We start from the raw sequence: 23,605 nt of genomic DNA on the forward strand, positions 1-23,605 counted from the left end.
TCACTGGTCAGTCAATGGCAGCTCGATTCCGTGCTTCATCAACTGGTCGCGAAGAGCTCCATGGAGGTCCTTCATCAGTGCTGCGCCATCAAGTGCAGGTGCTGGAGGCTGCACTGGAGCCGGCAACAGTGATTGATGGTCTAGGGGTGGCAGTAGCGCCCGCTCGTTGGCTTTGTAACGGGCGATATAGTCCTCGACAATGTCGCGTAGGAGTGCAGAGGGTGTGAGGCCTGGATGGGTTGACTGCGACATCTCTGCGACGATCGCTTGAAAGTCCTCTTCGGTCGTTCGACTTACCCTGGTCGACAGCGATTGATCAGCGCTCTCGCGACCCGCGAAGTTAATTCTCTCTGCCTGGGCAAGGTATGGCTCCAAGATCGGTGCCATCAGATCACGCACAACCTCGTCGTCCACATACTGGAAGCATTGGATTTTGACGGTTCGACTCAAGAAGCCTATGAGTATTGGCGAACTCTCAACTGCCTCAAGCAGGCGCAGCTCAGCGACGGCGTCATTCGCATACTTCCAGATGGTAGGCAAGCTGATGACATACATACGGCCGACATCCCTGGCTATGTCCCCTGCGAGTAGCCGCTGGTAAATCGCTACCTTGACTGCGAGCGGTGTTGATTTTGCGGCCAATTTGACCTCCCTATCTATTGCTGAGCCGGAATGAGGCCTGCTTTTACAGCCCCGGCCTCTATTTCACCACGAGTGAGGCTCAGGCCAAAAAATAGAGTGAATCGCCCCTGGTTTCCTAGGGAAGGTCTGAAAAAGACTTCCCGAATCTGGTGAAATACGCCGATCCCGCCAGCCGAGTTTTTCCATGAAGCAGATGACCTTCGCCGACGCCGAGTACGCCGGCAAGCGCAAGCAGACCCGTAAGGAATTGTTCCTGATCGAGATGGATCAGGTGGTGCCGTGGAAGGGATTGATTGCCCTGATCGAGCCACACTACCCAAAGGGTGAAGGTGGTCGTCCAGCCTATCCGCTGATGGCCATGTTACGTATCCATCTGATGCAGAACTGGTTCGGCTACAGCGACCCGGCCATGGAAGAAGCGCTCTACGAGACGACCATCCTGCGTCAGTTCGCCGGGCTGAGCCTGGAGCGCATTCCCGACGAAACCACCATCCTCAACTTCCGTCGTTTGCTGGAGAAACATGAGCTGGCAGCCGGCATCCTCGGCGTAATCAATGGCTACCTGGGGGATCGCGGCCTGTCGCTGCGCCAGGGCACTATCGTCGATGCCACACTGATCCACGCACCCAGCTCGACCAAGAACCAGGACGGCAAGCGCGACCCGGAAATGCACCAGAGCAAGAAAGGGAACCAGTATTGTGTGTCACGAACACAGGTCGTATGACCTGTGATGCTGTACCGAAGATGGAAGTAGGCCTTCCGAAGTCGGCTTGCAGGAGCAGGCTTCAAACCACCCGGTGCTGCTGCATCCAAAAGGTGCGGTGGTGAGCAACCGAGGAAAAGTCATCCCATGATGATGGCAGGTGAGTATGGAGAAGATGAGCGAAAGCAAACCGTCCGATGACGCATCGTTATTCCCTAAAGTGCTGTCGAAACTGAGGTTGAGTACTGGCTTCAGGACGAGTTGGGGCGTTACCTGCTTACGGCCCCAGTGGCAGCCGGTGTAAAGGCGGCATGATCTCCATACAGGCTTGGGTACGGAACGTGAGAACCTTGTTCCAGATGCAAAGGAAAATGACAAATGGCTAAAACCATGAGGAAGAATACCAATGCTGGAATGAGGGGCGGAGCCTCCTGTAGTAGTGATGAAGCCTTTGTAATGAAGGCGGAGCGAAGGGGAGGCGTTATCCTGTCAACGAACGCTGTCAACCTCAGGGGATGAGTGGCGTGAGTTCGAACAAACCTTACAACATAGCGAAGCGCGTGATATGGGAGGCCTATCAGCAGGTCAGAACCAACCGGGGAGCTGCTGGAATCGACGATGAGACCATTGCCGATTTTGAGCGGAACCTGCCGAAGAATCTTTACAAGCTATGGAATCGAATGTCGTCGGGGTCTTATTTCCCGCCGCCGGTCAAGGTTGTTGAGATACCGAAGGCATCGGGGGGTATACGCAGGCTGGGAGTGCCTACGGTCAGCGACCGTATCGCACAAACTGTAGTCAAACTCCTCATCGAGCCGAAGCTGGATGCGCTTTTCCATCCGGACTCATATGGATACCGACCAGGGCGTTCAGCCAAACAGGCCATAGCGATCACACGCGAGCGCTGCTGGCGATACGACTGGGTGGTGGAGTTTGATATCAAGGCGGCTTTTGATCACATTGATCATGAACTGCTGATGAAAGCGGTGCGAACCCATATCAAAGAGGACTGGATACTGCTGTACATCGAACGATGGCTGGTTGCTCCGTTCGAGGCAGCAGATGGCGTTCGCATTCAACGCGAACGTGGCACCCCGCAAGGCGGCGTGATCAGTCCCATGCTGATGAATCTGTTCATGCATTACACCTTTGACGCTTGGATGCAACGAAACAGCGCAAACTGTCCTTTTGCCCGGTACGCCGATGATGCGGTAGTGCATTGTCGTAGCGAGAGGCAGGCAGAACACGTGATGCGTTCAATCGCTTCACGTCTAGCAGTTTGTGGTCTCACGATGCATCCCGAGAAATCGAAAATCGTGTACTGCAAGGACAGCAATCGACGCGCGGAGTATCCGCATGTGAGCTTTACCTTCCTTGGTTTCACTTTTAGACCCAGGAAGGCAATCGGCCAACAGAACAACCTTTTCACCAGCTTCCTGCCGGGAGTCAGTGCGCAAGCGTTGAAGCGGATGCGGCGAGCAGTGCGCGAGTGGCGGGTCAACCGCCAAACTCACGTGACGCTGGCTGCTGTGGCTCGGCTTTACAACCCAGTGATACAAGGTTGGTGGCAGTACTATGGCGCGTTCTATCGGACGGCCATGCTTGGCATCTCTCGACATATCGATAGCGCACTCAAGCGTTGGGCCGGTCGTAAGTACAAAATACTTCACGGGCGCAAGCGGCGCATATCTCAATGGTTGGACACGGTGCAGACGGCTGCCCCTCGACTGTTTTATCACTGGCAAGTAACCGAGCAACAGGTTGGATAACGGGAGCCGTATGACGCGAGAGTGTCACGTACGGTTCTGCGAGCGGCTACGGGGGCAGTTCCTGTGGCCGACTCACCACTTTGGCATGAAGGCGCACATCGGCGTGGATGATGAGTCGGGGCTGGTACACAGCGTGGTAGGCACGGCAGCCAACGTGGCGGATATCACCCAGGTCGACAAACTGCTGCACGGTAACGAGAACGTCGTCTGCGCCGATGCCGGCTACACCGGCGTCGAAAAGCGCCCCGAACATGCGGGCCGCGAAGTGATCTGGCAGGTCGCAGCACGCCGCAGCACCTACAAGAAGCTCGATAAACGCAGCGCCCTGTACAAAGCCAAGCGCAAGATCGAGAAGGCCAAGGCACAAGTGCGAGCGAAGGTCGAGCACCCGTTTCGAGTGATCAAGCGCCAGTTCGGTTACGTGAAGGTGCGCTTCCGTGGCCTGGCCAAGAACACCGCTCAGCTGGTGACGCTGTTCGCGCTGTCGAACCTATGGATGGCGCGCCGACATTTGCTGACTACCGCAGGACAGGTGCACCTGTAATGCGGAAAATGGCTGCTGCGAGGTGCTCGCGGCGGCCAAAAACGGAGAACTGAGCGGGTTACCTGGTCGATTTTGATCGACGGCCCGCTTTCAAAAGCAGCAAGGGCTGAAGTCGACCGGAAATACAGGGTTACTTCAGACCTTCCCTAGACACTCTCCAAGCTCAGGAAATAGCGTTTCTCATATTCTATTGGAGACAGCTGCATAGCACTGCTGTGTCGGCGTTTAGGGTTATAGAACATTTCGATGTAATCGAAAATATCACTTCGGGCTTCTTCACGGGTTGTGTAGATCTTTCGTCGGATTCGCTCCCGCTTCAAAAGCTGGAAAAAGCTCTCGGCTACGGCATTGTCGTGGCAGTTTCCCCGCCGGCTCATGCTGCTGATTACATTGTTAGCCTTCAAGAAGCTTTGAATCGCCCCTGGTTTCCTAGACACTCTCCAAGCTCAGGAAATAGCGTTTCTCATATTCTATTGGAGACAGCTGCATAGCACTGCTGTGTCGGCGTTTAGGGTTATAGAACATTTCGATGTAATCGAAAATATCACTTCGGGCTTCTTCACGGGTTGTGTAGATCTTTCGTCGGATTCGCTCCCGCTTCAAAAGCTGGAAAAAGCTCTCGGCTACGGCATTGTCGTGGCAGTTTCCCCGCCGGCTCATGCTGCTGATTACATTGTTAGCCTTCAAGAAGCTTTGCCAATCTGAGCTACTGAACTGACTACCTTGATCTGAGTGAATCATCACTTGCTGCTGTGGCTTACGTCGCCACACAGCCATCAACATTGCGTCGATAGCCAGGTCGCTGCACATCCTTGGCTTCATTGACCAACCAATTACTTGGCGTGAGAACAGATCCAGCACTACCGCCAGATAGAGCCATCCTTCATAGGTGCGGATGTAAGTGATATCTGTCACCCAGACCTTGTTCGGCTCACTGACCTTGAACTGCCGCGCGAGGTGGTTGGGCGAGGCCACTGTTGGTTTTCCACCGTAAAACCCTGGACGCCGCCGATAGCCCGTTTGCGAACGCAGCCCCTCCGCCTGCATCAAGCGCCCGACTCGATTTCGTCCGCATTCCTCTCCCAGCTCACGTAGGTCATCGTGAATTTTGCGGTAGCCGTATACACCTCCGCTTTCTAGCCAAGCGTGTTTGATCAAGCCAAGCAGACGTTGATCTTCTTTTGCTCGGGCAGATTGAGGCTCGGCCAGCCAGGCGTAGTAGCCGCTGGGGTGCACCTTGAGGGTTTGGCAAAGGCGCCGCACCGGGTAATCAGTCGAGTGCTTCTTGATGAAGGCGTACTTCAGCCGCACTCCTTGGCAAAGTACGCGGCGGCCTTTTTTATTTCACCATGACTCCAGCACCGAACTTCGCTGGACTACGCCACAGCTCGTTGTGGCAGGTTTATCAAGAACTTACGTGAGTTCATCCTATGCCGGTGCTTTCCGAAACTTGACCCGGCTTCCGACCGCTTGGCTCCCAAGAGGCTCCTGGAAACGGGTCTTTCCAAGGAGTCAGCTATGGCCAAGATCAAACTCACCAAGTCCGCAGTCGATGCGGCACAACCCCAGGCGCAGCCCATCGAGCTGCGCGACACCCTCGTTCCCGGCTTCCTGTGCAAGATCACGCCGGCCGGCCGCAAGGTGTTCATGCTCCAGTACCGGACGAACGCCGGCGAGCGCCGCAAGCCCGCGCTGGGCCAGTACGGCGAACTGACCGTCGAGCAGGCCCGCTCGCTGGCGCAGGAGTGGCTGGCCGAGGTGCGTAGGGGCGGCGATCCGGCAGCGGACAAGGCCGAGGCACGCAAGGCGCCGACGGTCAAGGAGCTGTGCGTGAAGTTCATGGAGGACTACTCCAAACAGCGCAACAAGCCCAGCACACAGAAAGGCTACCAGAGCGTCATCGACCGCAACATCATCCCGATGATCGGCCGCCTGAAAGTCCGGGACGTGAAGCGCCCGGACATCGCCGGGATGATGAAGAAGATGGCGCACAAGCCAGCCGACGCGAACCGCACGTTCGGCGTCATGCGCCGGATGTTCAACCTGGCCGAAGTGTGGGGCTACCGTTCCGACGGCACGAACCCATGCCGCCATGTCCCGATGTATCCCAACGGCAAAGCCACCCACCTCATCAGCGACGAAGATATGGGGCGCATCTTCCGCCAGCTCGACAAGCTGGAGGCGGAGGGGCTGGAGAACTACGTCATTCCCCTGGCGATCCGCTTGCAGTTCGAGTTTGCCGGTCGCCGCTCCGAAATCATCGGCCTGCAATGGGATTGGGTCGATCTGGAGAACCGGCGGGTGGTCTGGCCCGACAGCAAGACCGGCGGCATGTCGAAGCCCATCAGCGAGGAAGCCTACCGACTGCTCTCGACGGCCCCACGGCTGGAAGACTGCCATCGCCGAGCCGTCCAGGGCAGCACCTGACCACGGGCGAGTATTACAACGGCTGGAGCCGCGTCCTCAAGGCGGCGGGTGCGACGCATGTGGGGACGCACGGCATTCGCCACCGCTCGGCCACCGACATTGCCAACTCCGGTATCCCGGTCAAGGTCGGCATGGCGCTCACCGCGCACAAGACCGTGGCGATGTTCATGCGCTACGTCCACACCGAGGATGACCCGGTGCGCCAGGCGGCCGAACTGGTGGCGAACCGGCGAAAGACCATCACCGGGGCGCGGCGTGCCGAGGAGGCAGCGGTATGAGCAAGAAGACGCCTCCGGCGGCGGGGAAAAGCCCCGCCGCCTTGCCGGCCGGCTATGCCGGCATCCACGGCGGCATCGTCGAATTGCTCGATGCTGCGCGCCAGGCGGCGGCCCGCAGCGTCAATGCGCTGATGACGGCCAGCTACTGGGAAATCGGCCGCCGCATCGTGGAGGCCGAACAACAGGGCAAGCGGCGCGCGGGCTACGGCGAGCAGTTGATTGCCCGACTGTCCGCTGACCTGACCGAGCGCTTCGGGCGTGGGTTCAGTGCGGACAATCTGGAGAACATGCGTCGGTTCTTCCTCGCGTACCCCTGGTCTGCAATTTCCGAGACACTGTCTCGGAAATCTGGCAACGAGCTGGCTGCGGTGAAATCCGAGGCAGTGTCTCGGAAATTAGCTCTCTCCGAACTGGCGCAGGTGTTTCCGCTGCCGTGGTCGGCTTACGTCCGGCTGCTGTCGGTCAAGGACGACCATGCCCGTCAGTTCTATGAGGCCGAAGCCCTGCGCGGGGGCTGGAGCGTGCGCCAGCTTGACCGGCAGATCGGCAGCCAGTTCTACGAGCGCACCGCGCTGTCCAAGGACAAGGCGGCGATGCTGGCCAAGGGCGCGGTGCCCAAGCCAGCGGATGCCGTCACACCCGACGACGCGATCAAAGACCCCTATGTGCTGGAGTTTCTGGACCTCAAGGACGAGTATTCGGAGTCCGATCTTGAACAAGCCTTGATCCGGCGGCTGGAGGATTTTCTGCTGGAGCTGGGCGAAGGGTTCACCTTCGTGGGGCGGCAGCGGCGGTTGCGCATCGACCAGACCTGGTATCGGGTGGACCTGCTGTTCTTCCATCGCAAGCTGCGCTGCCTGGTCATCATCGACTTGAAGCTGGGCAGCCTGACCCACGCGGACGTGGGCCAGATGCACATGTACTGCAACTATGCCAAGGAGCACTGGGCGTATTCCGACGAGAATCCGCCCGTGGGACTCATCCTTTGCGCCGATAAGGGCCACGCGCTGGCGCGGTACGCCTTGGAGGGGTTGCCTACCAAGGTCATGGCGGCCAACTACCGAACCGTGTTGCCGGATGCCGAATTGCTGCAACAAGAGCTTGAGCGCACGCGGCTCATACTGGAGTCTCGCGGCACGACCCGTCCTTGAGCGCGAGCGTTGAGGTTCTTCGCCTTACAGACGGATGCCGCCGGACTTCGGCGTTGCGAATTGCTCGGGTTCTTCGCCGAGCGGGAAGCCGACCACGTACAACACCGTGAGGGGCATCGGCTTGGCATCCGCTGCATCTGATCCCCACGTCACCCGTACCTTGCGCGTGGCGTAGCGCAGCGAAACACCAAGCGCCTTGAGCGCGTCGATGTGGGACTGCATTTCGTCGTACACATCGAACTTCTGCGTTTCGCTGTAGGCATCGGCGCAGTCCCGGTAGTCCCGAAGGTAGTCCACCAGCATGGCGAATGTCTCGTCCGCTTCGCGGGTCAGCTCGAAAGCCGGTTCCGACAAGTCCATCGAGCAGGTTTCCGCCAGCTTGGCCAACTGCTTGCCCGTGGTCAGTGGAATCGCTGTCAGGGTGACGTGCTCCCGGTCGAACTTTTCCTTTGCCGCTTTGGCTTCTTCCTCGGACGGAATGGCGAACGGCTTGTTGAGCACGTCTATGTCCTCGAACTCGAAGGCTCGGGCAAGAGCGCGGCGGGTATCGAGACTGGCGGACAAGCCTTGTTCGACTCGCTGGATCGTTCGCACGTTGAGGCCGGAAATCGCGGCCAACTGCTCCTGCGACCACTGGCGCATTTCACGGAACATCTTGATGCACGCGGCCAGTTCAGCGGGCGTCAGCAAGCGGGGTTGTTGAGTATGTTCTGTAGTGTTCATGGGTAGCTCCATCGTTTTCAGCAGACGTGACGAAGTATGAGGAGCCAGGGACAAGGACAACACGACAGCAACCCGACAGCCGGCCGACAGACAACTATAAATGCCGCATGGGGTTCACTCCACAAGGATATTCAGGGGATGAATCCGTGCGTCCCGGCGTTCCGCCGTCGGGCTCGCGGGCTGCGCCCCGCGCTTCGTGCCGAATCGCGGCCATCCGGCTTTGATCCCTGGCGCCTCCGGCCCTTGAGGGCCTGCGCGCTCCGCTTGCCGACAGGCGGGTGTGTGCAGTGGGCGGGGTGTGGGCGGTCTTGCTGTTCCCTTCACCGTATCACGGCGTTCTCGCCGTCAAGGGCTGCGCGTGCCTTGCACGCTGGCGGCCGTGGCCGTCTTCGACCCTGTGACGGCTTGCGCTGCGCCGTGCTGGCGCCGGTTCCGGGCAATTCCGCCCGAGCAACCGGAGCACGATCATGACGCAACTGTCCTTTTCCTCGTTCGATTCCTCTCTGCTGGTGCGTGACGCGCAGGGGCGCTACCTGCCGGCGTCGGTGGATCAGATTCTTGATGCCGCGCGCCAAGCCATCGACCAGAAAATGCAGCGGGGCATGTCCTTCACCTCACCAACCATCGTCAAGGAGTATCTGCGCACCAAGCTGGCTGGCTTCGAGCACGAAGTCTTCGCGGTGCTGTTCCTCGATTCGCAGCATCGCCTGATCGAATACATCGAGATGTTCCGGGGCACCATCGACAGTGCGTCGGTGTATCCGCGCGAGGTGGTCAAGGAAGCGCTGCGACTCAACGCGGCGGCGGTGATCTTCTCGCATAACCACCCCAGCGGGAATCCCGAGCCGAGCCAGGCTGACAGGCAGATAACCCAGCGGCTCAGAGATGCGCTTGCGCTGGTGGACGTGCGCACGCTGGATCACATCGTCGTCGGCGGCGAGTCCACAGAATCCTTCGCCGAACGGGGGCTGCTTTAACCAAGGGGGCTTCGGCCCCCTTTTACTTGCGCTAGCTACCGATGATCGCAGCCAGTGCAGATTTACCTAACGCCTTAACTGCATCGAATGTTAATTCAATGCCTTTATCGTTCGCCGTAGCCTTGATGCGCTCCCACACGGCTTTGCTCCGAATCGTTTCCAACAGGTCATGCCCAGCCCAGGTAAGCCCTTGTGCGAGGACGGCATCGCCATCCATATCGCTTGCATCCATGCCTTCGATAAATCCAGCCTTCCATAGAAGAACACCATGCGCGTCCTTCTGAGGCTCGTCGCTCTCACCGGACGGGCCGTACTGGATGTCCTCATGCCGAGCACTGTCCAGTGCTTCGACTTCGATCAATACATCGCGAATGGTGTCCCAGTCTCTTTTCATGCTATCTCCATGTTGCATATAGGTATGATGGTTTAGGTTTCGGTGCCTTCCTGTAGCGCAAGCAATCGCTTCTTCAACGGGGCTGCTTTCCCCGGATGAAACCGTTCCAGATGCAGCACTCGTCCCATCACTTGGGCATAAGGGCCACGTTCAAACGAAAGCACCTCTCCACTCGCTATGCGCCGTTCTATGTCATGTACGGCAGCACGAGTCTTGCTGTACACCGCTTTCCCCAAGCCAGGCTTGGCATTCACGGAAAGCTTTGTGACTTCCATGCGAGTGCCGGATGTAGAAATCTCATGCTTGGCCCGCTTGGGCTGATACCCATGCTTGAGCAACATGCCGTATATCTGCCGCATCACTTCCGATTTCTCCTGGTTGCTCAGGAAGGTTTTTGATGACACGGCGATGTCATCGACGTAGCGAGAGTAGACAAGTCCTTGGGCTGCAAACTTTGCATGTAGCGTCGGTTCGTCCTGCCAAAATACGAGGTTTGCCAGGAACGAGCTGGTAATGGCACCTTGTGGCAGCTCACCTTGCCGAGTAGTTAGCTGGGTCAGGCACTGCGAGACTTCCTGGCTAAAGCCGAAAAGTCCGTGCCAGACATTGAATACATGCTCTGCGGAAGTAGAGGGAAAGAATCCGCTGATGTCTTCGTTGATGACAATTCTGGCGTTCGTATGAAGTGAGGCGTTTACTTTGTAGTCGCTGCCTTTAATGCTTCCAGTCAAATAGGCTGGATAGACCACATGATCCAGAATCTGGCTTTTGATCCTTCGGTGGACTGCCTTCAGCGGCGCCAGGGCATCGTAGGTGTTACGGATGCTGCCGTCCGGCTTGGTAATGGACTTTGCGACGCGGTACAGACCATCGGCCCGCTGGGCAAGCGATAGCAGTTCATCGACAGACAGACCCAACGGCAAACGCAGGGCATTCAGTGTGCCGATACGACGTTGGCTATATGAGGGCGCGCTGATTGCTGGTGGGTTCATTAAGCAATTCCAGTGCGGTACGCGCAAGTTCCCCTTGCAGCGTCTTGTCAATGCCGTCCAGGTCGCCGCCTTCTGCACCCAGGAAAAAAAGGATACCCACGGGCACGCGCAATGCGTGTGCGATCTTGGTCATGGTGGAAAGCGTTGGGTCACGCTTATTGTTTTCCAGCATGGACAGGTAGGAGACAGAGCACTCAGCCTGTCGTGCGAGATCAGCTTGAGAGACTCCCCGCCGAGTGCGGCACAGCTTGATGGCTTGTCCAAGGTTCATGAGCTACTCCGAATAAACAAATATTGGGCTTGCTGCGTCTTGGCTCACTCTCATCACTTCATCCAGTCAGTGAGATTACTCACTGCGCGGATAACGATGTCGGTGATGCGCAGAGCCCGGAACACGAGTTCACTGTGTTCAAGCTCCCGCCTTTCCGAACCGTCAAGCATGTTGCGTAGTTGCTGCAACACATCATCCAGTTCTGCCAGAGCGCCAGCATCGAGTTGGCTGTAATGCACATCGCGAAGCTTTTGTAGCGTTGCGATGGTGTTCCTCAAAGTTTCGTACTTCATGGGTGTGCTCCTTTTAAACTCGGCAAAAACGCCGAAGCCCCGTAACAAGGCGATTGGCCGAAAGGAGCCAACTCGATGCGCAAGCCCAACACCAGTCTTCGCGGCTTTGAAGCCCCGTCTCTGCGACCACCTGCTGCGGCTACCGTTAGCTGACTGCACGTCGCTAATGGCGGACACACGGCGGCGAGAGGGCGGACCTTCGCGGCTGACCGATGCTGCCGGCCTGCCTCGCCTCAAAATCTCCAACACTGGATGAAGGAGCGGCCTGAATCGCTTCAGGCAATACACGCTGACCTTTCGCTTTTACGGTAAGAGCACCACTTCAAAGAACAACTACCTAGGCGGTTCGCCTAGCCACAGTCATTACAGCACAAGCAGCGCCATTCGTCAACAAAATTTCACTGACAGTGAAATTAGTGTGCCCCGTGTGCGTGTCTGTGACCAAGGGGCAACCCAGCCTGGTTTCCCTCCGCTTGGTTTCTGCCGCCGAGACATAACCCTGTGCGTCCCGGCGTCCCGGCGTCCCGGCGTCCCGGCGTCCCGGCGTTCCGGCGTTCCGGCGTTCCGCCGTCGGGCTCGCGGGCTGCGCCCCGCGCTTCGTGCCGAATCGCGGCCATCCGGCGTTGATCCCTGACGCCTTCGGCCCTTGAGGGCCTGCGCGCTGCGCTTGCCTGTCCGTGCCTTCGTTGGAGGTGGGGAGGCGGTCTTGCTGTTCCCTTCACCGTATCACGGCGTGCTCGCCGTCAAGGGCGGCGCGCGCCTTGCGCGCTGGCGTCCTGGCGGCCGTCTGCGACCCCTGACTGCTTGCGCTGCGCCGTGCTGGTGACGGTTCCGGGCAATTCCGCCCGAGTAACCGGAGATCGTCATCATGAACGACAAATCACACGTTTCCCTCGAACAACACGTTTGCCTGGTCTGCGGCACTCGCTTCGATACTGGCGCGATCCTGCTGGACAAGCGCCTGCGCGCGAGCATGGAGCGCCACACGGCGACAGGCTGGGGCCTGTGCGCCGAACACCAGAAGCTGTCCGATGACGGCTTTGTCGCCCTGGTCGAATGCGATCCCGAGCGCAGCGGCTCGCCAGCGGGCGGCGGCCGCGTGAAGCCGGAGCAGGCTTACCGGACGGGCCGGCTGGCGCACCTGAAGCGCAAGGTGTTCACCGAGCTGTTCAACGTGCCGATCGCGGCCGAGCAGCCGTGTGTGTTCGTCGAACCCGGCGTGATCGAACAGTTGCAGGCGATGGTGTCACCAGCGGCGAGCTGATCGCACGGCCAACATCCGGTGCGTCGCCCTGCGGGGCGGCGCACTTTTTTTTCTGCTGCGCCTGGTGTCGAGTTCTTCGGCCCTGCGGGCCTGCGTGCTGCGCTTGCACTCCAGGGGAACGGCTTGCAGCCGATCCCCGCCGCGCTTCGCTTGGCGCCCCTGACAGCCGCCGAACAGGTTGCACCTGATCGGCCTTCGCGCCTGCGGCGCTGCGCACTTCGCTTGCGTGGGGTCGGCGCCATCTGCGGCCGTTGCCAACCACCGCCGTCTTCCCTCGCTCATCACCTTGTCCGCGACTGTAGCCCGCGGCCGTGCGCCGTCAAGGCGCGCCGGGCCGTGTCCTCGCTGCGCTGCGGGCCGCACCAACCCGGCGCTCGCTTCCTTGACCGCCCCCGTCCACGGACTCCCTTTCGTCGCGGGCGATGAACTCAGGAAAGACGGTGGCAACGAGGCCGGCCCAGGTCTCCGCGCCGACCCCACCGGAAAGCCGAAAGGCGGGCTCCGAATCTAGGAATCCGGTATGCGGTTTCAACAGCAAACCCTATTGTCAGGAGTAACACCATGAACGCCATGACCCAAACCATCACCACCGCTACCCCGGCGCAGCATCTGATTCTGGTGCCGCTGTCGCAGCTTCGTCCGTCGCGCCGCAATGTGCGCAAGACCGCAGGCCAGTCCATCGACGCACTGGCGGCCAGCATCGCCCGCGTGGGCCTGCTGCAAAACCTGACCGTGATTCTTGCCCACGATGGCGAGCATTACGAAGTGGTGGCCGGTGGCCGCAGGCTGGCCGCCTTGAAGCTGCTGGCGAAGAAGCGCCGCATCCCGAAGGAATGGGAAGTGCCGTGCCTGCTGGTGGCCGATGGCAGCGCCCGCACTGTGAGCCTGACCGAGAATGTGCAGCGCGAAGCCATGCACCCGGCTGACCAGTTCGAGGCATTCGCCGCGCTGGTGGCCGAAGGCCGGCCCATCGAAGACATTGCGGCGGATTTTTCCGTCACGCCGCTGGTGGTGCAACGCCGCTTGAAGCTGGCGAATGTATCGCCGCGCCTGATGGCCGACTACCGCGCCGATGCCGTCACCCTCGATCAGTTGATGGCCCTTGCCATCACCGACGACCACACCGCGCAGGAGGCCGCGTTCTACGATGCGCCCGAATGGCAACGCAGCCCGCACAACCTGCGCGAACGCCTCACCGAGCGGGAAATCGACGCCTACCGGCATCCGCTGGTGCGGTTCGTGGGACTGGACACCTACGAGGCCGCAGGCGGTGGCGTGCGCCGCGACCTGTTCGCGGAAGGTGACGCGGGCGTGTATCTGACCGATGCCGCGTTGCTTGAACGTCTGGCACAAGACCGGCTGGCAGGCATTGCCGCCGAGGTGAAGGCCGAAGGCTGGGCATGGGTGGATGCCACGCCGGGCGTGACCCATGCCGACCTGCACGCCTTCCAGCGTGCGCCGAGGGAGCGGCGCGAACCGACCAAGCGCGAAGCGCAGCGCATCGAGAAGCTGCAAGCCAAGATGCAGGAACTGGCCGCAGCCGTGGATGATGCGCTGGACGCCGAGGACGAGGACAAGGCCGACGCCTTGCAGGAAGAAGGCGAAGCCGTGGGCGAGCTGTTGCAGGCGCTGGAAGATCGCTTGCAGGACTACAGCCCGACCGTGAAGGCCGCAGCCGGTGCCATCGTCACCATCGACCGCAACGGCGAGGCCGTCATTCATCGCGGGCTGATGCGCGAGGCCGAGGCCAAGGCGCTGCGTACGCTGGAACGCCTGCGCCAAGGTTTCAGCGGCGAGGATGCCGAGAGCGACGACGAAGGCGAGGACGACGAGCAGCCCAAGACCGCCGCGATATCCGACCGGCTGGCGCAACGGTTGAGCGCCCACCGCACCGCCGCGCTGCAAATCGAAGTGGCCCGGCATCCGCAGGTGGCGCTGGCCGCGCTGGTGCATGACATGGTGCAGACGATCTTGCAGGACAGCCGTTACGGCCACGACCTGCCGCTGGGTGTTCGGCTGACGGTGCAAGACCGGCTGGAAGGCATGGCCCCGGACTGGCCGGAGTCCTCCGCCGCTGTCGCGTTGCGCGAACTGCAACAGGCATGGCGCGGCAAGCTGCCCGAGGACAGCGCCGACCTGTTCGCCGCGCTGCTGGCAATGGAGCAAGACGAACTGGTCAGGCTGCTGGCCGTGTGCGTGGCTTCAACGGTGGATGTAGTGACGCCGCGCGCCACACCGCGCCAGCCCGGCGAGGAACTGGCGCAGGCCGTCGGCCTCGACATGGCCGCATGGTGGCAGCCAACCGCAGAAGGGTATTTCCGGCATGTGTCGAAGGCCGCGATTCTGCAAGCCGTGGGCGAGTACGCGCCGGAGCACGTCACCCGGCTGGCGAAGTTGAAGAAGGCCGACATTGCCAGCGAAGCCGAGCGGCTGGCCGATGGCACCGGCTGGATGCCCGCCGTGTTCAAGGCCGAAGGCCCGCAAGAGGAAGGCCCGGAGCAGGACGCCCCGGAGGATGCCGAGGCCGCGACGGATGAACCCGCCGAGGTGCTGGCCGCTTGACCCGCACCGCAGGCAAGCGCCCCGGCCCTGACCGGGGCGCTTCGCTTGAAGGAGAAGCCCCCATGACCCACACCACCACCCGCCGCCCACGCATAGTGGCGATCTACGTCCCCGGCACGGTACGCGCCCGCCGTTGGCACGGCGAAGGCGACGTGCGCGGCTACCGTCCGCCCTCGGGCTGGTCGGCCCGTGCCGACCTCACCGACATTCACCCCATCGCGGGCCGCGCCTTGCCGCGTGCCGTGTGGTGGCTCATCGAGACGAAGGATTAACCGCAGTCAGCACCGCGCCCAGGCCGTTCCGTCCTGGGCGCGGTGAAACGCAACCCCGGGCGCGGCAATGGCCGCGCCCGGTGCTCAAGGCCAACAGCCGAACCAGAACGCCGCCGCCTTCGCGCTGGCTCAGGCGGCGTTGAAGGCATCGCTGTAGTGCGCGATGCCTTCCGGTACTGGCCCATGCAGGGCCAGCGCCATGAAATAGTCGGGCGGTACGCCCGGCAGTTGCAGGCCCGCATGGGCCTGAAAGCCAAAACGCCCGTAGTACGCGGGATCTCCCAACAGCACGCAACCTGCGGCCCGCATGGCCCGCAGTTCGGACAGCGCCTGTTCCATCAAGCGTGAACCGATGCCTTGCCCCTGCCTGTGCGGCAGGACGGAGATCGGCCCCAGCCCATACCAGCCCTCGGCCTGCTGGTGGTGGCCATCGGTGATCGTGACGAGGGACAGCGCGACGTGGCCGATGATCTGCCCCTGTTCCTCGGCCACGATGGAAAGCGTCAGTTCGTTGGCTGCGCGCAAGGCACGCACGATGAATTGCTCGGTGTGGCTGGTGTGCGGTGCATCGGCGAAAGCCGCAACCGTGACGGCTTCGATGGCGGCAATGTCGTTCGGGGCTTCGTGTCGGAGCTGGAGGGTCATGGGCTTGTCTTCGATTGCTTCCTGAAAATATAGAACGGCCTGGGCGTGTCGGCGCATAGCGCCGCCGGGCTTTCGGGCTGCGCCCCGTGCCGACTTCACTGTCACGGCCATTCGGCTTCAATCCCTCACGCCTTCGCGCCTGCGGCGCTGCGCGCTGCGCTTGCCTCCAGGGGAAAGCCCTGCGGGCTATCCCCGCCGCGCACAGCTTGGTGCCCCTCGATGCAGCCGAACCGGCTACGCCGGATCGACCCGACTGGCACCCCGCCGCAACGGACAGGGCGCTGGCGAACACGCCGGAGCTTGCTGCGGCAGGTTGTGCAGAAGCGTGCCGTCCTCAACGCTGGCGGTTCTTGCCCATCACGTCACGAAGGACGGTTCACGGACAACCCCGCCCGGCATCGCTATGGAGCTTCCACGCCACGCCTCAAGACCGGCACCGCAAGGTACGGCTGGGGCGTTCCCGCCAGTCGTCGGGTGGTTGACCTAGCCCGCGTCAGGGGGCGAGCCGGAGCAACCTTCGTGCGGGGATGCCGGGGTTAGCCACGTCTCCTTTCGGAAGCGGGCGGCCCCTGCGTCCTTGGCTTGTCGTGAATCCTGGCGGTGGCGCGGCTGCGCCTTGGGCTGCATGGCTGCAACCTTGCAGCGAAAACAATTTCCCCGCCGCTACGCGGCTTCCTCGCGCGGCAAATTCTTTTCGCTTCCAGGTGCTCCACGGTGTTGCGCCCGCTGCGCGGTGCAGTCCGCCCATCCCCCGCCGGCCGGTTCACAACAAGGACGCGATGGGCGCGACCTTGTTCAACCCGAAAGGAGAAACATCATGGCTACCATCGGCACCTTCACCGCAGAGAAAGACGGCTTCACCGGCACGCTGCGCACCCTGACGCTCAACGTCAAGGTCAAGCTGGTTCCCAACGACAAGGGCAGCACCGAGAACGCCCCCGACTTCCGCCTCCAGGCCGCCGGCCACGACATCGGCGCGGCATGGAAGAAGACCAGCGAGGCCGGGCGGGACTACCTGTCCGTGACCCTCGATGATCCTTCGTTCCCGGCGACGGTCTATGCCCGGCTGATCGAGAACGAGGACGGCACGCACGACCTGATCTGGTCGCGCAGCAAGCCACAGGCGGCCTGAGCGGCCGCCCACAGCGCCCCGCCCCGTCCTGGTGACGGGGCGCTTCAGTTTCCGCTGATTAGACAGCGCACTTTGAGCACGTCAAGGCCCGGCGGGCGGCAAATCATTCAAGCGAACTCGCTCGACAACCATCCGCGCTGCCTCCAGTGGCATGTACTCGTCTAGATCCACGTAACCATCAATCGAAAAACTACCACTTATGTCGGCATGATCGAAGCGCATGAACATGATTGCGTGATCGTTCTTATTCTTGATGATGTTTCGGATGGCGCGCCATTCTAGGCCGCACCACTCCTTACGCTCGTACTCCTCACAAAGAAAAACGACAACCAGATCGGAGTTGTTGAGGTAGATGCGCTGCAACAAAGTGTCCAGATTAGGACGCGCTAGTTGTGCAGTGAAGTCCTTGTCGTAGAAGACGGCATCGCGCCCCAGTCTCTTTTTTACTTCGGCGGCCACGGCGGCTACGTAATCTCGTTTCTCACCGGGAAAGGAAAAAGCAACCCGAAATCGCATTTCTTCGACGCGACCCGGCGGGCGGCCTTCGGCTACAAAGCTCTCATCTACAAGGCCCTCCGAGGCGAGTAGCTCGAAAAGATCTTCATCCTTTACAGCCCAGTGGGTGCGCGACATCTCCCACTTTCCAATATCAAGCTTCGTCAGTAATGGTTTCAGCTTGGAGAAATTGAATCCAGGGATGCTTTCATCGAACTCATACTCGACCAGGATGCTTCGGCCTCGCTCCTTTATTCTTCTGATGTACCCAACCCGCACAACTTCATCATCCCCTTCGTAGGTGAAAAGTGTTGGTAGCGACTTTAGTTCTTCCAGAGCATTTGCATCGAGACTGGAGAGCTTCGCCTTGAGGCTGTCTGTTGTGTACTCAAGAAACCGCGTCCGGTCATATTCGTATGCGGAAATATCCCATGCACCTTCGGCTGCCGTAACAAGTAGGTTGTACATAGTTCTAATCTTCCTTTGTCAGCGGCCGTGGCGGTAAATAGGCGGCGATGCTCAGTCACCGCCTTTTTCGGCAACTTCTTTGAGTTCCTGGCGCACCTGCGCCAACAGCTCATCGGCCTTGCGCGTGCTGTCGCCGGCATAGGCCAGCGTCAGCAACGTGAGCGGATGCACGTCCATCACTTCGCACAGTTCGGCCAGCTTGCTGAGGGTTGGGCTTTTCAGGTCGCGCTCCAGGATACTCATGTAGGTGCGGCTCGACACGTCGGAAAACGCTTCCTGGCTCAAGCCACGCGCTTTCCTGACCGTCTTCAACGCCTTTGCCAATGAGTATTGTTTCGCCACCTATGGTTTCCCCTCAAAAACCAAGATGACAGCCCATTGCGCCCTATAGGGCTACAATCTATAGTGTTCATTTATTGTTGCTATTCTCCGTATCCGTGCTTTTGCGGAAATCCGCATCTGCGACTGGCATCAAATTCACGGAACCGCATCCGTGTCTTTACGCTTTTACGGATGTGGGGGTTTGCGTCTTCACGCTTGTGAGCGGAAGCGCACTGTGTCTTTTTCGGTCTGATCCCAGACCGTCCCGGTCTCAATGGGCAAGCTTGCACCCAAGTAGTGCGTGCCTGATCGAAACAGTCATGATGCCCGGCGCGGCTTTTGGCAGGCTGGCCAATGCGGCACGCCATCTTGGGGTAAGCCGCCGTCGCATTCGGACGAAACCCGCAACGCACCGGAGCCAATCGGTCTTGACAGGCAGCTTATCGTTTCACCCATGACGTTTCGATGATGGCTTCATAGCGCGCCTTTGCACCGTAGCGACGTACCTCGAACCGAGGGAGGTCGCGCTATGGCCGATCACAGCGCCGCGTCCTGGTATCCGACGGCGGCCTATCTCTACGTCCTGCACCTGGATGGTCCGGCGCTGGCCTGGGAATATCTGCGCCGCCATCCCGACTATCGCCACGACTGGCTGCGCCGTCGCCGCCGGTCGGATGCGGCGCATCGCTGGGGGCTGCGCCTGCTGGAAGACCCGGCCCTGGATGCGCGCGACGCGCATCCCGCCTGGTTTCCCGATCATGACGCTGTGCTCCAGCTCTACCCGGACGCCGACCCGCCGCCCGATGCGGTGGCCTTCACGCTTTGGCGCCTTCCGGGCCGCAAGCACCTGATTCACGACGGCCGGCGCCTGCTGCTGATGACCCGTTGGCCGGGTGGCTGCCTGCGCTTCGCGCTGGCGCCCGACCTGACCGATGGCATGGCCTACGCCTATGCCATTCGGGCGCGCGATACGCCCCTGGCACGCTGCCAGGCACTGGCGGCCTCGCTGAACGAGTTGGCCGCCGCCATTGGCATCAACCCCGTGGCGCGGACAACGCCGCGGCCATCCCTGACCGCTTTACTCGAACTGCACACCTTGCAGGCGCTCGACGCAACCCTGGCGGGCGCGTCCTTGCGCGAGGTCGCCGAAGGGCTGTTCGGCAGCGATGCCGTTGCCGCTGGCTGGTACGCCGATGGTGGCCTGCGCTCGCGCGTGCGTCGCCTGGTACGGCGCGGCCGGTCGCTGATGCGCGGTGGCTACCGCCGCCTGGCGCAACTCGAATGATCCGGGGAGGGTCGTTTTGCTCTCGCTGCAAAACGACCCTCTGCGCAACGCATCGCTTTCTTGAGACTGCCTCCATCCTGTCGCGTTGTGCGGCCGGGCGTTTTCAACCGATGGAGGCTCATCCCATGCGACCCGCTCCCTTGCGGCCTGCCGCCGCTGCTGCTGCCACACCTGCGCAGCCCCAACGCTACCTGACCAACGACGAAGCCGCCGAGTACCTGCGCCTGTCGCCGCGCACGCTGGAGAAACAGCGCGTGATCGGCGGTGGCCCGAAGTTTCGCAAGTTCGGCCGTCGTGTGATGTACGCCGTGGCCGACCTCGATGCCTGGGCCGATGCGCGCAGCTATGAGGCCACGTCCGATCCCGAATACGCCGAACGCCACGCGGGCGACTACCGTGATGGCCGCTGATCGTCGGCGCGCCGGTGGCCATCGCCATGTCCAGCCCATCGCTGCCGTTGCGGCAGCGACCAGCGCAGCAACGGGAACAGCTCGACCTGTTCCGCGCGCTGCCGGGCGAGGACATGGCGCCGCGCGACGCCCAGGACCTGATGGCCTACCCGTTCTTCTCGCTGGCCAAGTCGCGGCGCACGGCGCCGATCGACTTCCGCAGCGGCAACATCACCATCCGCGTGGAGGGCACCCAGGAACACGGCATCGCCACCATCTGGGATGCGGACATCCTGATCTGGGCCGCCAGCCAGATCGTGGAAGCCCGCGATGCGGGTATCCAGCCCTCGCGCCGGATGCAGGCCACGCCCTACGAGATCCTGCGCTTCATCGGGCGCGGTACGTCGCTGCGCGACTACCAGCGCCTCAAAGCTGCGTTCGACCGGCTGCAATCGACCACCGTGGCGACTTCCATCCGAGAGACGACCGGGCGGCGGCTGCATCGCTTTTCCTGGATCAACGAATGGAAGGAACTGGCCGATACCAGCGGCAAGCCGCTGGGCATCGAACTGATCCTGCCGGACTGGTTCTATGCGGGCGTGCTCGATGCCGCGCTGGTGCTGACCATCGACCCGGCGTACTTCCGCCTGACCGGCGGCATCGAGCGCTGGCTGTACCGGCTGGTGCGCAAGCATGGTGGCAGGCAGGAAGGCGGCTGGCAGTTCGACGTTCCCTACCTGTATCGCAAGTCCGGCAGCCTGGCGCAGCCGCGCGATTTTGCCCGCGACCTGCGTGCTCTGGTGGCGCGGCAGTCGCTGCCCGGTTACGAGCTGTCCATCGAGCGATGGCCCGGCGCACCGGAAATCCTCGCGTTCCGGCCCGTGCCGCAAACGGCACGGGGATAAGCCTGGGGATGAAATCGGAACAAGCTGTGAGTGGGCTCGTGCTATCGGGCGCGCGAAGACTCGTGCTATCAGGCGCGCCGGTATCGTGCTATCAGGCGCGCAAATCGCCTCTAACTTCAACCACCACAAGGGTTTTTCCGTCCCTTAACTTTATATCTAACTTAAACATCTTTCTAACGAATAATAAAACCTTGTTATTGGGCCGGTGGATAACCACCGAACACCGGCAGCACAAGCGTTTTGCAAGCCGTTCATCGCGTCGCTTTCCACCACGGAGGGCTGCGCCATGATCGTCGCACTGCTCAATCAGAAAGGCGGTGTGGGCAAGACCACGCTCGCCACCCACATTGCCGGCGAACTGGCGATGCGCGGCCAGCATGTCGTCCTGCTGGACGCCGACCCGCAGGGTTCATCGCTGGACTGGACGCAGCGCAGAAGCCAGCAAGGCTTGCCAAGGCTGTTCAGCGCCGTGGGCCTCGCAAGGGAAACCCTGCATCAGGAAGCGCCGGAACTCGCCAGACGGGCCGATCACGTCATCATCGACGGCCCGCCGCGCATCGCCGCCTTGGCGCGCTCCGCGCTGCTGGCGGCCGAGCGCGTGCTGATCCCCGTACAGCCCAGCCCCTACGACCTGTGGGCCAGCGCCGAGATGGTCGCGCTGATCCGCGAGGCGCACGTCTTCCGGCCTGCGCTGCGCGCGGCCTTCGTCATCAACCGGCGCGTCAGCACCACGGTGATCGGACGTGAAGCCCGCCAGGCGCTCGCCGACCAGCCGCTACCGGCACTGCGCGCCGAGGTGCGCCAGCGCATCGTCTTCGCCGACAGCGTGGCCGCTGGCCGGCTCGCCCGCGAGACGGCGCCCGACAGCGCCGCCGCGCGTGAAATCACCGCCCTGGTGGACGAACTACTGCGGTGGCCGACATGACAGCGAAGCCGCCGCCCAACAGCAAGCGCGCGGCCAAGCGTGTCGGCATCGGCGCGCGTCCGCCCGCGAATCCGCACGCCGAGGCGTGGATTCGCCAGGGCGATGCCGATGCGCTCAACAAGGGCGACCTCTACACCGCGCGCCTGACCCTCGACATCACGCCCGCCATGCGGGCACGCATCAAGGTGTCGGCCTTCACGCAAGGCGTGACCGTGGCCGAACTGCTGCGTGGCTTGCTGGAACGAGAGTTTCCCGAGAACCGCACGGAGAACCTGCCATGAACGCATCCGCTACGCTCACCGCGAACGTGGTCGCGGCTGCACCGCCGCCTTCGCTTTCGGCCCTGGCCGGCCAGGGCGGCAGCGTGCCGCCGACCCGCGTTGCGCTGGCCTACATCGAACCGCGCTTCAAGCTCTACCTGCGCTTCGGCGAACCCGTGCGCACCGTCCGGCTCGACCGCTGGCGTCGTATCGCGGTGTTCCTGCCGAACGTCGTGTTCTGCCGCATCCGCTGGCAGGCCAACGACTACGGCACGATTCGTTGGCAGCTCATGGTGATGCAAGCCTGCACGCCACTGGACGCCATGCAGTGCATTCCCGGCGTGCAGCCGGGCGCGCGCCTGCTGCTGCACACCGAAGGCGATAACCAGGTCCGCGCCGTGCTGGAGCGCATCGACGCCATCGAGACATTGGGCATCGCACCAGCCGGTGCCTCGCCCGCGTACTGGCGCACGCTCGCCAACCGGCTCGCTGCGCGCTTGCCGCTGCCCGAATACACCGCCGAGCGGCACGCCGCCTGGCTAGCCGGGAGGGCGCTGCCATGACGCACCAATCCGCCATGAGCGGCGCGGCCGGCATCCCGCCGCGTCCTCGCTCGCGCTTGCGCGCTCGCCTCGTGCTGGCGGTTCTGTCCGCCTGCGGCCTCGCCGCGCTGGCCTGGGCGTCTTTCGTGCAGCCGCTGCCGCGCCTGATCTACAACCCGTCCGACAGCGTGCCGGTCGGCTGGTATCGCGTCGATCCGCTGCACCATCAGCCCGGCTCGCTGCCCTGTCCGTTGTCCGTGGACAGCATCGTCCTGACCCGGTTGCCCCCCGACGCCACGGCACTCGCCGCGCAACGCGGCTACCTGCCGGCACACGTTCCTCTGCTCAAGCGCGTGGGCGCCGTCGCGCCGCAGGAGGTGTGCATCGCTGGCGGCAGCGTCCGCATCGACGGCGTGCCTTCGGCCGTCGTGCTGCCGGCTGACCGTTGGGGCCGGCCGCTGGCATCCTGGCAGCAATGCCGTCGCCTTGAACCCGGCGAACTGTTCCTGCTCAGTGTGACCAACCCATCATCGTTCGACAGCCGGTATTTCGGCCCGGTCAGCGCATCCGCCGTGATCGGCGTCGCGCACCCGGTCTGGCTGGAGACTGCCCGTGATGGCCGCTGATTCGCTGCACGTCGCCGTGCATCTCATCGTGCCATCGGGCGTGTCGTCGGGCGTGTCGTTCTGCTGGCTGTCGCCTTGTCGTCGCGCGTACAGCGCGGGCGCATCAGCGCCGCACTTCGCGCTGCCTTCCCATGTGCAGGCGTCTTGCCTCGAACGCGCCCGGCCCGTGGCCGTCGCCGCGTTCGCCGGCGTGCTGGCTGCTCGCGCAGCAGCGCCGCCGGGCCGCCGACGCCCGGAGCGACAGCGAAGGGCAAAGGCGGAAGGCAAGACAAAAGGACGCGGCACCAGGCCGCGTCGAAAGCCAGTCTGCACGTGGGGGTGGTGCGGCACGGCGCGGCTTCGCCGCCGTG

Annotated in this window: 22 protein-coding genes and 6 pseudogenes; 17 read left to right on the forward strand and 11 right to left on the reverse strand. The window is 62.0% G+C overall.

All coding sequences use genetic code 11. The features are described 5' to 3' along the window. A complete protein-coding gene (locus tag J5X93_RS26860) occupies positions 1 to 555 on the reverse strand; it encodes a hypothetical protein (protein WP_250035003.1) in 555 nt (184 codons plus the stop codon). A 271-nt stretch (positions 556 to 826) separates the two neighbouring features. On the opposite strand from J5X93_RS26860, the pseudogene J5X93_RS26865 reads away from it, so the two are divergent. The 3 pseudogenes from J5X93_RS26865 to J5X93_RS26875 all read left to right on the forward strand — a co-directional run. Further along, positions 827 to 1,339, forward strand: a pseudogene (locus tag J5X93_RS26865) (IS5-like element ISPa16 family transposase); the annotation flags it as partial. A gap of 521 nt (positions 1,340 to 1,860) precedes the next feature. Further along, a pseudogene (ltrA, locus tag J5X93_RS26870) lies at positions 1,861 to 3,128 on the forward strand (group II intron reverse transcriptase/maturase). A 59-nt stretch (positions 3,129 to 3,187) separates the two neighbouring features. Then, a pseudogene (locus J5X93_RS26875) lies at positions 3,188 to 3,658 on the forward strand (IS5 family transposase); the annotation flags it as partial. A 146-nt stretch (positions 3,659 to 3,804) separates the two neighbouring features. On the opposite strand, the pseudogene J5X93_RS26880 reads toward J5X93_RS26875, so the two are convergent. Both J5X93_RS26880 and J5X93_RS26885 read right to left on the reverse strand, forming a co-directional pair. Then, positions 3,805 to 4,071 (reverse strand): annotated as a pseudogene (locus tag J5X93_RS26880) (IS3 family transposase); the annotation flags it as partial. Positions 4,072 to 4,087: 16 nt separating this feature from the next. Continuing rightward, positions 4,088 to 4,999 (reverse strand): annotated as a pseudogene (locus tag J5X93_RS26885) (IS3 family transposase); the annotation flags it as partial. 177 nt (positions 5,000 to 5,176) lie between these two features. On the opposite strand from J5X93_RS26885, the pseudogene J5X93_RS26890 reads away from it, so the two are divergent. Together J5X93_RS26890 and J5X93_RS26895 are read left to right on the forward strand one after the other, a co-directional pair. After that, positions 5,177 to 6,363 (forward strand): annotated as a pseudogene (locus tag J5X93_RS26890) (tyrosine-type recombinase/integrase). Then, positions 6,360 to 7,514, forward strand: a complete 1,155-nt coding sequence (locus J5X93_RS26895; RefSeq protein WP_124014608.1) for a PDDEXK nuclease domain-containing protein — start codon at positions 6,360 to 6,362, stop codon at positions 7,512 to 7,514. Before J5X93_RS26890 ends, J5X93_RS26895 begins: the two are co-directional and overlap by 4 nt. 24 nt (positions 7,515 to 7,538) lie before the next feature. On the opposite strand, the gene J5X93_RS26900 is transcribed toward J5X93_RS26895, so the two are convergent. Further along, positions 7,539 to 8,237 (reverse strand): helix-turn-helix domain-containing protein, encoded by a 699-nt coding sequence (locus tag J5X93_RS26900; protein ID WP_124014607.1) that lies wholly within the window; start codon positions 8,235 to 8,237, stop codon positions 7,539 to 7,541. A 467-nt stretch (positions 8,238 to 8,704) separates the two neighbouring features. On the opposite strand from J5X93_RS26900, the gene radC reads away from it, so the two are divergent. Then, on the forward strand, positions 8,705 to 9,214 hold the full coding sequence (gene radC, locus J5X93_RS26905; protein ID WP_250035001.1) for a RadC family protein: 510 nt from the start codon (positions 8,705 to 8,707) through the stop codon (positions 9,212 to 9,214). 31 nt (positions 9,215 to 9,245) lie between these two features. Here radC and J5X93_RS26910 read toward each other — a convergent pair whose 3' ends face one another. The 4 genes from J5X93_RS26910 to J5X93_RS26925 are packed head-to-tail and all read right to left on the reverse strand — an operon-like array spanning position 9,246 to position 11,164. Further along, complete coding sequence (locus J5X93_RS26910) at positions 9,246 to 9,608, reverse strand: DUF2513 domain-containing protein (RefSeq protein ID WP_206445514.1); 363 nt, start codon at positions 9,606 to 9,608, stop codon at positions 9,246 to 9,248. A 32-nt stretch (positions 9,609 to 9,640) separates the two neighbouring features. After that, entirely contained in the window at positions 9,641 to 10,600 is a 960-nt protein-coding gene (locus J5X93_RS26915; RefSeq protein WP_124014605.1) for a reverse transcriptase family protein, read from the reverse strand. After that, entirely contained in the window at positions 10,566 to 10,871 is a 306-nt protein-coding gene (locus tag J5X93_RS26920; protein WP_124014604.1) for a helix-turn-helix domain-containing protein, read from the reverse strand. Before J5X93_RS26920 ends, J5X93_RS26915 begins: the two co-directional genes overlap by 35 nt. Before the next feature lie 53 nt (positions 10,872 to 10,924). Beyond that, a complete protein-coding gene (locus J5X93_RS26925; protein WP_124014603.1) occupies positions 10,925 to 11,164 on the reverse strand; it encodes a hypothetical protein in 240 nt (79 codons plus the stop codon). A gap of 868 nt (positions 11,165 to 12,032) precedes the next feature. On the opposite strand from J5X93_RS26925, the gene J5X93_RS26930 reads away from it, so the two are divergent. The 3 genes from J5X93_RS26930 to J5X93_RS26940 all read left to right on the forward strand — a co-directional run bounded on the left by J5X93_RS26930 (position 12,033) and on the right by J5X93_RS26940 (position 15,262). After that, on the forward strand, positions 12,033 to 12,428 hold the full coding sequence (locus tag J5X93_RS26930) for an ATPase (protein WP_124014602.1): 396 nt from the start codon (positions 12,033 to 12,035) through the stop codon (positions 12,426 to 12,428). Positions 12,429 to 12,989: 561 nt separating this feature from the next. Next, positions 12,990 to 14,990 carry a ParB/RepB/Spo0J family partition protein gene (locus tag J5X93_RS26935; RefSeq protein WP_124014601.1) on the forward strand — a complete coding sequence of 667 codons (2,001 nt, stop codon included), beginning with the start codon at positions 12,990 to 12,992 and terminating at the stop codon, positions 14,988 to 14,990. Between the two features lie 62 nt (positions 14,991 to 15,052). Continuing rightward, on the forward strand, positions 15,053 to 15,262 hold the full coding sequence (locus J5X93_RS26940; protein WP_124014600.1) for a hypothetical protein: 210 nt from the start codon (positions 15,053 to 15,055) through the stop codon (positions 15,260 to 15,262). A 129-nt stretch (positions 15,263 to 15,391) separates the two neighbouring features. Here the strand turns inward: J5X93_RS26940 and J5X93_RS26945 are convergent, their stop codons facing one another. Beyond that, entirely contained in the window at positions 15,392 to 15,907 is a 516-nt protein-coding gene (locus J5X93_RS26945) for a GNAT family N-acetyltransferase (protein ID WP_124014599.1), read from the reverse strand. Positions 15,908 to 16,724: 817 nt separating this feature from the next. On the opposite strand from J5X93_RS26945, the gene J5X93_RS26950 reads away from it, so the two are divergent. Continuing rightward, the gene (locus J5X93_RS26950; protein ID WP_124014598.1) at positions 16,725 to 17,039 is read left to right on the forward strand and encodes a DUF736 domain-containing protein; all 315 of its coding nucleotides are present in this window, start codon (positions 16,725 to 16,727) and stop codon (positions 17,037 to 17,039) included. A gap of 81 nt (positions 17,040 to 17,120) precedes the next feature. Here the strand turns inward: J5X93_RS26950 and J5X93_RS26955 are convergent, their stop codons facing one another. Together J5X93_RS26955 and J5X93_RS26960 are read right to left on the reverse strand one after the other, a co-directional pair. Next, complete coding sequence (locus J5X93_RS26955; RefSeq protein ID WP_124014597.1) at positions 17,121 to 18,002, reverse strand: TIR domain-containing protein; 882 nt, start codon at positions 18,000 to 18,002, stop codon at positions 17,121 to 17,123. 51 nt (positions 18,003 to 18,053) lie between these two features. Continuing rightward, complete coding sequence (locus J5X93_RS26960) at positions 18,054 to 18,344, reverse strand: helix-turn-helix domain-containing protein (protein WP_250034999.1); 291 nt, start codon at positions 18,342 to 18,344, stop codon at positions 18,054 to 18,056. Between the two features lie 508 nt (positions 18,345 to 18,852). Here J5X93_RS26960 and J5X93_RS26965 point away from each other — a divergent pair. The 7 genes from J5X93_RS26965 (at position 18,853) to J5X93_RS26995 (ending at position 23,255) form a co-directional block, all read left to right on the forward strand. Next, entirely contained in the window at positions 18,853 to 19,608 is a 756-nt protein-coding gene (locus tag J5X93_RS26965; protein ID WP_124014595.1) for a DUF2285 domain-containing protein, read from the forward strand. Between the two features lie 125 nt (positions 19,609 to 19,733). Then, entirely contained in the window at positions 19,734 to 20,018 is a 285-nt protein-coding gene (locus J5X93_RS26970; protein WP_124014594.1) for a helix-turn-helix transcriptional regulator, read from the forward strand. A gap of 26 nt (positions 20,019 to 20,044) precedes the next feature. Next, positions 20,045 to 20,902, forward strand: a complete 858-nt coding sequence (locus J5X93_RS26975; protein WP_206445513.1) for a replication initiator protein A — start codon at positions 20,045 to 20,047, stop codon at positions 20,900 to 20,902. A 286-nt stretch (positions 20,903 to 21,188) separates the two neighbouring features. Then, a complete protein-coding gene (parA, locus tag J5X93_RS26980; protein WP_124014592.1) occupies positions 21,189 to 21,827 on the forward strand; it encodes a ParA family partition ATPase in 639 nt (212 codons plus the stop codon). Next, complete coding sequence (locus tag J5X93_RS26985) at positions 21,824 to 22,108, forward strand: chromosome partitioning protein ParB (protein ID WP_124014591.1); 285 nt, start codon at positions 21,824 to 21,826, stop codon at positions 22,106 to 22,108. Before parA ends, J5X93_RS26985 begins: the two co-directional genes overlap by 4 nt. Next, on the forward strand, positions 22,105 to 22,650 hold the full coding sequence (locus J5X93_RS26990; protein ID WP_124014590.1) for a DUF2840 domain-containing protein: 546 nt from the start codon (positions 22,105 to 22,107) through the stop codon (positions 22,648 to 22,650). The genes J5X93_RS26985 and J5X93_RS26990 overlap by 4 nt, the downstream gene beginning before the upstream one ends. Continuing rightward, positions 22,647 to 23,255 carry a S26 family signal peptidase gene (locus J5X93_RS26995; protein WP_124014589.1) on the forward strand — a complete coding sequence of 203 codons (609 nt, stop codon included), beginning with the start codon at positions 22,647 to 22,649 and terminating at the stop codon, positions 23,253 to 23,255. Before J5X93_RS26990 ends, J5X93_RS26995 begins: the two co-directional genes overlap by 4 nt. Positions 23,256 to 23,605 lie beyond the last annotated feature (350 nt).

The organism is Pseudomonas sp. BYT-1, from assembly GCF_023611805.1.
Classification (GTDB): domain Bacteria; phylum Pseudomonadota; class Gammaproteobacteria; order Pseudomonadales; family Pseudomonadaceae; genus Aquipseudomonas; species Aquipseudomonas guariconensis.

Coding starts and splice junctions, on each gene's coding strand:
- J5X93_RS26860 (WP_250035003.1), bottom strand. CDS start 555: ATGTATGTCATCAGCTTGCCTACCATCTGGAAGTATGCGAATGACGCC.
- J5X93_RS26895 (WP_124014608.1), top strand. CDS start 6,360: ATGAGCAAGAAGACGCCTCCGGCGGCGGGGAAAAGCCCCGCCGCCTTG.
- J5X93_RS26900 (WP_124014607.1), bottom strand. CDS start 8,237: ATGAACACTACAGAACATACTCAACAACCCCGCTTGCTGACGCCCGCT.
- radC (WP_250035001.1), top strand. CDS start 8,705: ATGACGCAACTGTCCTTTTCCTCGTTCGATTCCTCTCTGCTGGTGCGT.
- J5X93_RS26910 (WP_206445514.1), bottom strand. CDS start 9,608: ATGAAAAGAGACTGGGACACCATTCGCGATGTATTGATCGAAGTCGAA.
- J5X93_RS26915 (WP_124014605.1), bottom strand. CDS start 10,600: ATGAACCCACCAGCAATCAGCGCGCCCTCATATAGCCAACGTCGTATC.
- J5X93_RS26920 (WP_124014604.1), bottom strand. CDS start 10,871: ATGAACCTTGGACAAGCCATCAAGCTGTGCCGCACTCGGCGGGGAGTC.
- J5X93_RS26925 (WP_124014603.1), bottom strand. CDS start 11,164: ATGAAGTACGAAACTTTGAGGAACACCATCGCAACGCTACAAAAGCTT.
- J5X93_RS26930 (WP_124014602.1), top strand. CDS start 12,033: ATGAACGACAAATCACACGTTTCCCTCGAACAACACGTTTGCCTGGTC.
- J5X93_RS26935 (WP_124014601.1), top strand. CDS start 12,990: ATGAACGCCATGACCCAAACCATCACCACCGCTACCCCGGCGCAGCAT.
- J5X93_RS26940 (WP_124014600.1), top strand. CDS start 15,053: ATGACCCACACCACCACCCGCCGCCCACGCATAGTGGCGATCTACGTC.
- J5X93_RS26945 (WP_124014599.1), bottom strand. CDS start 15,907: ATGACCCTCCAGCTCCGACACGAAGCCCCGAACGACATTGCCGCCATC.
- J5X93_RS26950 (WP_124014598.1), top strand. CDS start 16,725: ATGGCTACCATCGGCACCTTCACCGCAGAGAAAGACGGCTTCACCGGC.
- J5X93_RS26955 (WP_124014597.1), bottom strand. CDS start 18,002: ATGTACAACCTACTTGTTACGGCAGCCGAAGGTGCATGGGATATTTCC.
- J5X93_RS26965 (WP_124014595.1), top strand. CDS start 18,853: ATGGCCGATCACAGCGCCGCGTCCTGGTATCCGACGGCGGCCTATCTC.
- J5X93_RS26970 (WP_124014594.1), top strand. CDS start 19,734: ATGCGACCCGCTCCCTTGCGGCCTGCCGCCGCTGCTGCTGCCACACCT.
- J5X93_RS26975 (WP_206445513.1), top strand. CDS start 20,045: ATGTCCAGCCCATCGCTGCCGTTGCGGCAGCGACCAGCGCAGCAACGG.
- parA (WP_124014592.1), top strand. CDS start 21,189: ATGATCGTCGCACTGCTCAATCAGAAAGGCGGTGTGGGCAAGACCACG.
- J5X93_RS26985 (WP_124014591.1), top strand. CDS start 21,824: ATGACAGCGAAGCCGCCGCCCAACAGCAAGCGCGCGGCCAAGCGTGTC.
- J5X93_RS26990 (WP_124014590.1), top strand. CDS start 22,105: ATGAACGCATCCGCTACGCTCACCGCGAACGTGGTCGCGGCTGCACCG.
- J5X93_RS26995 (WP_124014589.1), top strand. CDS start 22,647: ATGACGCACCAATCCGCCATGAGCGGCGCGGCCGGCATCCCGCCGCGT.